This window comes from Sphingobium sp. ba1 (genome assembly GCF_000743655.1).
Classification (GTDB): domain Bacteria; phylum Pseudomonadota; class Alphaproteobacteria; order Sphingomonadales; family Sphingomonadaceae; genus Sphingobium.
This window is the reverse complement of record NZ_JPPQ01000069.1, coordinates 3,142,159-3,150,896: the sequence shown is the minus strand read 5'-3', so window position 1 is coordinate 3,150,896 and position 8,738 is coordinate 3,142,159. Positions and strand designations below refer to the sequence as shown.

The following is an 8,738-nucleotide window of genomic DNA, read 5'->3' as shown; positions in this document are numbered from 1 at the left end:
CACCGCCGTTTCGGCAGCGGAGCGAGCGACGGTCGCGCAGCGGCAGGTCGCGATCGCGGCGGAAGCGCTGCGCTCGGCGCAGGTTCGCGTTCGTGCGGGACGGGCGTCGCCATTGGAGGCGCAGCGGGCCGAACTGGCGCATCTCAATGCGCAGGCGACGCAGGAACAAGCCGAGCGGCTGGCCAATGTCGCCCGCGCCAATCTGGGCCGGATGATCGGTGCGCCGGTGGCCGGTGCGCTGGACCTGCGCTGGTTCGAGACGTTGGCGGTTGCCGGGCCGGTTGACCGGGCGGCGATGCGCGACATGCTGACCGCACGCGCTGCCGCGCTCGATGTGGCGACGGCCGATGCCCAAGTGCGGCTGGCGGGCGCGCAACGCGTGCCTGACCTGCAACTGTTCGCTGGCCCTCGCCGCCTGTCGGGCAGCAACGACACAGCGATGCTGATGGGCATCAACATTCCGTTGCAGATCTTCGACAATGGCGGCGCGGCGCAGGCGCAGGCGCGGGCCGAGCGGCAACGCGCCGATGCGACCCGGCGGATGACCGAAATCCAGCTCGACCAGGCCATCGCTTCGGCAGACGCGGAGGTCGCCAATGCCGAAACCGCGGCGCGCATCGCCAGTGGCCCGGCGCTTGCCGCCGCGCAGGAAGCGGCGCGGATCGCGCGCATCGGCTATCGCGAGGGCAAGTTCGGGCAGATCGACCTGATCGAAGCCGAACGCACTTTGCTCGACACCCGCATGGCCGCGATCGATGCGCTGGCCACCTATCATGATGCTTCGGCGCGCCGCGACCGGCTGGTCGCCCCGGCATCCTTGTTCGTGAAAGATTGATCCGATGAGACAATGGACATTATCGGCGGCCTTGCCGCTGTTCCTGCTACTGGCCGCCTGTGGCGAGACGGCACCGCAGAACGAAGCGCATGATGAGGCGGGTCACGCCGAAGAGCATGATGAGGAAGGCGAGGAGGATCATGCGGAAGAGGAGGGGGCAATCACCCTGTCCGAAGCGCAGATCCGTAGCGCGGGCATATTGCTGGTGCCCGTCGGCATGGCGGGATCGGGCGGGGCGGCAAGCCTGCCCGCGACGATCGAGGCCGATCCGCAAGGCATGCAGGTGGTGACGGCGGCGGTCGGCGGACGGATCGTCGCGCTGCATCGCAATCTGGGCGAGGCGGTACGGCGGGGCGATCCGCTGGCGGTGATCGAAAGCCGCGAGGCGGCACAGATGCAGGGCGAGATCGAGGCGGCCCGCGCCCGGCTGGCGCTGTCGCGCAGCAATTTGGGGCGGGAGCAAAGGCTGTTTGCCGAAAAAGTATCGCCCGAACAGGATCTGATCGCGGCGCGCACGACCGCGACCGAGGCGGGGATCGCGCTGCGGCTGGCGCAGCAGCAACTGGCCGCGACGGGCCGCGCCGGCGGTGGCCTCAACCGCATCAGCCTGCCATCGCCAATCGGCGGGCAAGTCGTCAGCCGCAGCGCGACACTGGGGCAGGTGGTAGCGGCCGATACCGAACTGTATCGCGTCGCCAATCTTGGCAAGCTCTCAGTCACCTTGTCGCTGTCGGCGGCCGATGCCGCAACCTTGCGACCGGGCGGCATGGTCACGGTGACCGCGCCAAGGCGCACGGCGCAGGCACGCATCAGCTTCGTCTCGCCCATTCTCGACGCGCAGACCCGGCTGGTCCCGGTCATCGCCACGATCGACAATCGCGACGGGCAATGGCGCGTGGGCGAGAATGTCACCGCCGCCGTCGACCTGCCGTCCAGGGATGGCGGGCGCGCCATCGCCGTGCCGCAGATCGCGGTGCAGACGGTCGAAGGCAAGAGCAGCGTGTTCGTGCGAACCCGCACCGGGTTTCAGGCGGTTCCGGTCGACCTCGGACCAGTCAGCGGCGATCGTGTCATCGTCACCAAGGGACTGAAAGGCGGCGAGCGGATCGCCGCCACCGGCAGTTTCACGCTCAAGGCCGAACTCGGCAAGGGCGAAGCGGAACATGGGCATTGATCGATGATTGACCGGATCGTCACATTCGCGGTCGCGCGGCGCTGGCTGGTGCTGTTGCTGACCCTCATCGCCTGCCTTATCGGCGGCTGGGCGCTCCAGCGCCTGCCCATCGATGCAGTGCCCGACATCACCAACAACCAGGTGCAGGTCAATGTCCGCGCGCCGTCGCTCTCGCCCGAACTGGTCGAGAAACAGGTCGCCTTTCCCATCGAAACCGCGCTGTCTGGGATTGAGGGGCTGGAATATAGTCGCTCGCTGAGCCGCAACGGCTTTGCCCAGATCACCGCCGTCTTCACCGATTCCACCGACATCTATTTCGCCCGGCAGCAGGTGAATGAGCGGCTGGCAGGGCTGGCCGAAAGCCTGCCTGCGGGTGTGACGCCGGAAATGGGGCCGATCGCCACGGGACTGGGCGAGGTCTATATGTGGACCGTCCACCTCGCCCATCGCAAGGATGACCAGCATGATCCGGGTGAGCCGGGGCTGCAACCCGATGGCAGCTATATCACGCCGGAGGGCGAGCGGCTGGTGAGCCAGGCGGATCAGGCGACCTATCTGCGCACCGCGCAGGACTGGATCGTCGCGCCGCTGCTCAAGAACACGCCGGGCCTGGCCGGGGTCGATTCGATCGGCGGCTATGTGAAGCAATTTCAGGTCGTGCCCGATCTGGCGCGGCTGGCGGCGTTGCGGATCGGCATCGACGATCTGGCGCGGGCGCTGGAGGAAAACAACAATGCGGTCGGTGCGGGCGTGGTCGATCGCAATGGCGAGGGGCTGGCGGTGCGATCCGATGCGCGGCTGACCGGGGCGGAGGATCTGTCCCGCACCGTGATCGCGACGCGCGAGGGCGTGCCGATCCTGCTGAGCCAGGTCGCCACGGTCAGGACGGGACAGGCGATCCGCATGGGGTCGGCCTCCGAAGACGGGCGCGAGGTCGTGGTCGGCACGGCGGTCATGCGGGTCGGCGAGAATAGCCGCACCGTGGCATCGGCGGTCGCCCGGCGGCTGGAGGAAATCAACGCCTCCCTGCCTACCGACGTCATCGTCCAGCCGGTACTGGACCGCACCGCGCTCGTCCATTCGACCATCAATACGGTGGCCAAGAATTTGGCCGAAGGCGCGTTGCTGGTCGTCGTCGTCCTGTTCGTGCTGCTGGGTAATTTCCGTGCGGCGCTGATCGCGGCGTTGGTCATCCCGATCACCATGTTGATGACCAGTTTCGGTATGTTGCAGGGGGGCGTGTCGGCCAACCTCATGAGCCTGGGCGCGCTCGACTTCGGCCTGATCGTCGATGGCGCGGTCATCATTGTCGAACATGCGTTGCGGCGGATCGCCGAAGGGCAACATCGCGAAGGCCGGGTGCTGACGCTGGACGAGCGGCTGGCCGTGGTCGTGGGCGCAGCGCGGGAGATGATCCGGCCGTCGGTCTATGGCCAGGCGATCATCATCCTCGTTTATGTGCCGCTGCTGACGCTGACGGGGATCGAGGGCAAGACCTTCACGCCGATGGCGCTGACGGTCATCCTGGCGCTGGTCTGCGCCTTCATTCTGTCGCTGACTTTCGTGCCGGCCCTGCTCGCGGTGCTGTTGTCGAAGCCGGTGGAGGAGAAGGAGGGGCGGATCATGGGCTGGCTCAAGACCCGCTATGAACCCGGCCTCGACAAGGCGATGCAGCGGCCGACGCGGACCATGGGCGTCGCGGTGGCGGCATTCGTCCTGGCGATCGGCGCGTTCCTGACGCTGGGGCAGGAGTTTCTGCCGCAACTGGACGAGGGCGACATGACCGCGCAATTGCTGCGGATACCGGGCACGTCGGTCGAACAAAGCCAGGCGATGCAGTTCGATGTCGAAAAGGCGATCGCCACATTGCCGCAGGTCCGCTTCGTCTTTTCTAAGACGGGGACGGCGGAACTGGCATCAGACCCGATGCCGCCCAATATCTCGGACACGTTCATCATCATGAAGCCGCGTGCGGAATGGCCCGACCCGAAATTGCCCAAGGCGGAACTGGTCGAAGCGGTCGAGAAGAAGCTGGCGGTGCTGCCCGGCAATGCCTTTGAAATCAGCCAGCCGATCCAGATGCGGTTCAACGAACTGATTGCGGGCGTGCGCGGTGACGTGGCGGTCAAAGTGTTTGGCGACGATGCCGACGCGATGGCCCGCACCGCCAATCAGGTCGCGACGATCCTGCGGCGGACGGAAGGCGCGGTGGATGTGCGGGTCGAGCAGACCGAGGGGCTGCCGATGCTGGACATCCGGCCTCGGCGTGAGGCGCTGGCGGCGATGGGCCTGTCGGCCAAGGCGGTGCAGGATGTGGTGGCTGCTGCGATCGGCGGGCGCGATGCGGGCATGATCTTCGAGGGGGATCGGCGCTTTGCGGTGACGATCCGGCTCGACGATACGCAGCGGGCCGATATCGAGGCGGTGGGGCAGATTCCCGTGCCGACGCCTGATGGCGCCTTCGTGTCGCTGGCAAGCGTGGCGGAGATCGCGGTGACGACTGGTCCCAACCAGATCAGCCGCGAAAATGGCAAGCGCCGCATCGTCGTGCAGGCCAATGTGCGCGGGCGCGACGTCGCGAGCGTGGTGGCGGATGCACAGGCGGAGATCGCATCCGATATGCGCTTGCCGGCGGGGGCCTATCTCGAATGGGGTGGGCAGTTCGAAAATCTGGCGTCTGCGCGGGATCGGCTGTTGCTGGTGGTGCCTGCCTGTTTCGTGCTGATTTTGCTGCTGCTCTACGGAGCATTGGGCAATGTGCGGGACGCGATGATCGTCTTTACCGGCGTGCCGTTGGCGCTGGTGGGGGGCGTGCTGGCGCTGTTCCTGCGGGGCATGCCCTTTTCCGTATCGGCGGCGGTGGGCTTCATCGCGCTGTCGGGCATTGCGGTGCTCAACGGGCTGGTGATGGTCACGGCTATCCAGGAGCTGATCGGGCAGGGCATGGAGCGGGCGCGGGCGGCCGAGCAGGGGGCGATGCGTCGCCTGCGGCCGGTGGTGATGACCGCGCTGGTCGCATCGCTCGGCTTCGTGCCGATGGCGCTGGCGACCGGGTCGGGGGCGGAGGTGCAGAAGCCGCTGGCGACGGTGGTGATCGGCGGGCTGGTGTCGGCGACGCTGCTGACCCTGTTCGTGCTGCCGACGCTTTATGCGCGCTTTGGCGGGCGGCGGGCTTCGAGTGTGACGACATTGTTCAAACCCGTTCGTCCTGAGTAGTCATTGAGCGAAGTCGAGATGACGTATCGAAGGATTGGGCCAGACGCAGATGCTTCGATACGAGCCTTCGACAAGCTCAGTCTCTACTCAGCACGAACGGACTTTGCGTAATCTACAAGTCATAACGGCTAATGCCAAAACAGGGGGCGGTGGTGCCGCCCCCTGTCGCGTTCAGGCATCGACCGACACGACGCCGCGCCGTATCTGGTCGAGTTCGATGCTTTCGAACAAGGCCTGGAAATTACCGTTGCCGAAACCGTCATTGCCCTTGCGCTGGATGATTTCGAAGAAGATCGGGCCGAACATATTTTCGGTGAAGATCTGTAGCAAGATGCCCTCTCCCGTCTCTACGCTGCCGTCGATCAGGATGCGGTTGGCGCGCAGCCGGTCGAGATCCTCGCCATGGCCGGGGACGCGGCTGTCGACCAGGTCGTAATAGGTCTCGATCGTATCCTGCAACCGCACGCCGCGCGCCCGCAATTTCTCGACCGTGTCGTAGATATTGTCGGTGGTGAGGGCGAGATGCTGGATGCCCTCGCCATGATAGTCGCGGATGAACTCCTCGATCTGGCTGTTATCGTCCTGGCTCTCGTTCAGCGGGATGCGGATCGCCCGGTCGGGCGCGATCATCGCCTGGCTGGTGAGGCCGGTTGCCTTGCCCTTGATGTCGAAGAATTTCTGCTCCTCGAAACCAAAGAGGGTGCGGTAGAATTCGCTCCACACCTGCATCTGACCGCGCCGGACATTGTGGGTCAGATGGTCGAGCAGGTCGAGCCCGACATTATTCTGCGCCTCCGCTTCCCGCCAGCCGGCGAATTCGGCCCAGTCGGCATAGGGGTCTTGGCCATCGGGCATGAAATAGAGATAGGAGCCGCCGATGCCCTGGATCACCGTGTCATCCTCTTCGGTCGCCTGCGCGCCATGGTCGAGCGCCCAGCGCATCGCGGCCTGCGGATCGGCAACGCGGAAGGCCATGGCGCTGGCGGAGGGACCATGGACCCCGCGAAAGGCAGCGACGCGTCCGGCATCGTCGCGGTTGAGCATCAGGTTGATGCGGCCCTGCTTGTAGCGGGTGATATTCTTGGTCGGATGACGGTGCGTCGGCACGAAGCCCAGTTGCTCGAATTGCGCCGCCATCGCCGCCGGATCGGGCGAGGTGAATTCGGCGAATTCAAAGCCGTTGAGGCCCAGGGGATTGTCGATCGTCGCGGTCATTGCGGCTCCTCTTCCTTTTTTATCTTGGCATAGGCCTGCGTGCCGCGGGTGAAGACCCGGTCGGTCGGCAGGATGGTGTCGGTGTCGAGATCGGGCAGGCCGTCCAATTGGGCGTAGAGCGGGGCGAAGTCGGTCTCGACCGTCTGGCGCAGCAGATCCTCGAAACTGTCGATGACGAAATAGCTCTGCTGATAATCGTCGATGCGGTAGCGGGTGCGCATCAGCCGCTTGAGATCGAAGCCCAGCCGGTTGGGGGAGGGATCGTCCAGGGCGTAGATGGACTCGCCGTGGGACGACACGATGCCCGCGCCATAAAGTTTGAGGTCGTCGCCCTGGCGGAGCAGGCCGAACTCCACGGTGTACCAATAGAGCCGGGCCAGCCGGTCGATCGCCCCCAGACCATCAGCGCGCAGGCCGCCCTGGCCATAGGCCTGCATATAGTCGGCGAAGGCGGGGTTGGCGAGCAGGGGGACGTGGCCGAAGACGTCGTGGAAAATGTCGGGTTCGGACAGATAATCGATCTGGTCGGGCGTGCGCAGGAAGCGCCCGGCGACGAAGCGGCGATTGGCGAGATGGTCGAAGAACAGCCGGTCGGGGACGAGGCCGGGGACGGCGACGACCTGCCAGCCGGTCAGCTTCATCAGCCGTTCGGATAGCTCATCGAAATCGGGGATGCCCGGCCGAGTCATCCGCAGCACGTCCAGACCGTCCATGAACTCCGCCACGGCGCGGTCGGGGAGCATCTGCGCCTGACGGGCGAACAGTCGGTCCCACAGCGCATGTTCCTGCGGCGTGTAGGCGGCCCAATCCTGCGGGATCGTCCAATCCTCGGCGGTGCCTTGCGGGCGCTCTATGTCGTTTTGGGCCATGACGACAATATTGCATGGGTCAAGTGAAAAAGGGTTTCAATATCCTGCTTTGCCGCGCAATATCGGACATGATCTCATCATATATGGGCCAGATATGAAACAGGAATATCAGATCGATGCGATCGACCGGCGGATCATCGCCATATTGCAGGCCGACGCCGCCATTCCCCATGCGCAACTGGCCGAACAGGTCGGCGCATCGACCGCGTCCTGCTGGCGCCGGATCAAGGCGCTGGAGGCGGCGGGGGTGTTGACCCGTGCGGTGCGGCTGGTCGATCCCGCCAAGGTCGATCGCGGGGTCAATGTGCTGTGCAATATCCGCATGCGCAGCCACGCCCGCGAACCGCGCAGCGCTTTCGAAGCCTTTGTCGATGCCTGCCCGGAAATCGTCGAATGCTTTTCCATGTCCGGCGAGTGGGACTATCTGTTGCGGGTCGTGGTGGCGGACGTCGCCGATTATAACCAGTTTTTGATGCACACTTTGTTGGCCCAGCCGACGGTGGCGGGGGCCGCGTCGCATTTTGCGCTGTCGACCACCAAATATACCACCGCCTTGCCGGTGTGACACATCAGGCGATCGCCATCTCGCCCATCCACGCGCCGAAGGAGGCGCGGGCGCGGGAGGTGTAGGCTTCCTTGCGCTGCTTTTTCTTCACATCGTCGAGCGTCGGAAACAGGCCGAAATTGACGTTCATCGGCTGATAGTCGGCCGTCGCGACATTGCCCGTTACATGGCCGAGCAGCGCGCCGAGCGCCGTGTCGGCGGGCGGGGGCGTCAGCGTATGGCCCAGTAGTTCGGCCGCGGCGAAGCGCCCGGCGATGAGGCCGATCGCTGCGCTTTCGACATAGCCTTCGCACCCCGTCATCTGCCCGGCGAAGCGGATATGCGGGGCGCTTTTGAGACGCAGCGTCGCGTCGAGCAGCTTTGGCGACTGGATGAAGGTGTTGCGATGCAGTCCGCCCAGCCGCGCGAACTCGGCGTTCCGCAGGCCGGGGATGGTGCGGAACAGTTCGACCTGCGCGCCATGTTTCAGCTTGGTCTGGAAACCGACCATGTTCCATAGCGTGCCGGACGCATTATCCTGCCGCAACTGCACCACGGCATAGGGCCAGCGGCCGGTGCGCGGATTGTCCAGCCCCATCGGCTTCATCGGCCCATGGCGCAGCGTTTCCGGCCCGCGCGAGGCCATCACCTCGATCGGCATGCAGCCTTCGAAATAGGGGGTGCTGGCCTCCCACTCCTTGAACTCGGTCTTTTCGCCATCGAGCAGCCCCTGGACGAAGGCCTGATATTGGTCCTTGTCCATCGGGCAGTTGATATAATCCTTCCCCTCGCCGCCGCCGGGGCCGATCTTGTCCCAGCGATTGGCCATCCAGCACTGGTCCATGTCGATACTGTCATGGTGGATGACCGGCGCGATCGCGTCGA

The 8,738-nt window shown here is 65.2% G+C and carries 7 protein-coding genes; 4 read left to right on the top strand and 3 right to left on the bottom strand.

The window, feature by feature from the left end; translation table 11 throughout:
• The 3 genes from IL54_RS18520 to IL54_RS18510 all read left to right on the top strand — a co-directional run.
• Positions 1-835 (top strand): TolC family protein (locus IL54_RS18520; RefSeq protein WP_081913104.1); only part of this gene is annotated, 835 nt, incomplete at its 5' end.
• A gap of 4 nt (positions 836-839) precedes the next feature.
• On the top strand, positions 840-2,009 hold the full coding sequence (locus tag IL54_RS18515; RefSeq protein ID WP_037477606.1) for an efflux RND transporter periplasmic adaptor subunit: 1,170 nt from the start codon (positions 840-842) through the stop codon (positions 2,007-2,009).
• Positions 2,010-2,012: 3 nt separating this feature from the next.
• On the top strand, positions 2,013-5,225 hold the full coding sequence (locus tag IL54_RS18510; protein ID WP_037477605.1) for an efflux RND transporter permease subunit: 3,213 nt from the start codon (positions 2,013-2,015) through the stop codon (positions 5,223-5,225).
• Between the two features lie 171 nt (positions 5,226-5,396).
• On the opposite strand, the gene hppD is transcribed toward IL54_RS18510, so the two are convergent.
• Both hppD and phhA read right to left on the bottom strand, forming a co-directional pair.
• On the bottom strand, positions 5,397-6,440 hold the full coding sequence (hppD, locus tag IL54_RS18505) for a 4-hydroxyphenylpyruvate dioxygenase (protein ID WP_037477604.1): 1,044 nt from the start codon (positions 6,438-6,440) through the stop codon (positions 5,397-5,399).
• Positions 6,437-7,309 (bottom strand): phenylalanine 4-monooxygenase, encoded by an 873-nt coding sequence (phhA, locus tag IL54_RS18500; RefSeq protein WP_037477603.1) that lies wholly within the window; start codon positions 7,307-7,309, stop codon positions 6,437-6,439. The genes hppD and phhA overlap by 4 nt, the downstream gene beginning before the upstream one ends.
• 94 nt (positions 7,310-7,403) lie before the next feature.
• On the opposite strand from phhA, the gene IL54_RS18495 reads away from it, so the two are divergent.
• Entirely contained in the window at positions 7,404-7,874 is a 471-nt protein-coding gene (locus IL54_RS18495) for an Lrp/AsnC family transcriptional regulator (RefSeq protein ID WP_037479272.1), read from the top strand.
• Positions 7,875-7,878: 4 nt separating this feature from the next.
• Here the strand turns inward: IL54_RS18495 and trmFO are convergent.
• The coding region (gene trmFO / locus IL54_RS18490; protein WP_037479269.1) for a methylenetetrahydrofolate--tRNA-(uracil(54)-C(5))-methyltransferase (FADH(2)-oxidizing) TrmFO at positions 7,879-8,738 on the bottom strand (860 nt) is incomplete at its 5' end.